We start from the raw sequence: 632 nt of genomic DNA on the forward strand, positions 1-632 counted from the left end.
TCGACATGGTCCGCAAGCCGGTTTCCGACGCCGTGTATGTCATCCCGTGGGCCATCGAGCCGACCGCCATCGTCATCCACGACACCTTCGACAAGTTTGGCAATCCGATCGAACTGTCGCCGCGCAACGTGCTGAAGAAAGTCCTGCAGCTCTACACCGACAAGGGCTGGAAGCCGATTGTCGCGCCGGAAATGGAGTTCTACCTGACCCAGCGCTGTGAAGATCCGGACCTGCCGCTCAAGGCACCACTGGGTCGTTCGGGCCGTGCGGAAAGCGGGCGCCAGTCGTTCTCGATCGATGCCGCCAACGAATTCGATCCGCTGTTCGAAGACGTCTACGACTGGTGCGAACTGCAAGGCCTGGATCTCGACACGTTGATCCACGAAGACGGCCCGGCGCAGATGGAAATCAACTTCCGTCATGGCGATGCGCTGGATCTGGCCGACCAGATCACCGTGTTCAAGCGCACTCTGCGCGAAGCGGCGCTCAAGCACAACGTCACCGCGACGTTCATGGCCAAGCCGATCGGCGACGAGCCTGGCAGCGCCATGCATCTGCACCAGAGCGTGGTCGAGATCGCGACGGGCCAGCCGATCTTCGCCGATGCCGAGGGCAACATGAGCGAGCTGTTC

At 61.7% G+C, this 632-nt stretch carries 1 protein-coding gene; it reads left to right on the forward strand.

Annotation, left to right across the window (positions count from 1 at the left end; genetic code table 11):
• The coding region (locus J5M71_RS26470) for a glutamine synthetase family protein (protein WP_207838428.1) at positions 1 to 632 on the forward strand (632 nt) is incomplete at both ends.

This window comes from Pseudomonas sp. 43(2021), from assembly GCF_017490805.1.
Lineage (GTDB): Bacteria > Pseudomonadota > Gammaproteobacteria > Pseudomonadales > Pseudomonadaceae > Aquipseudomonas.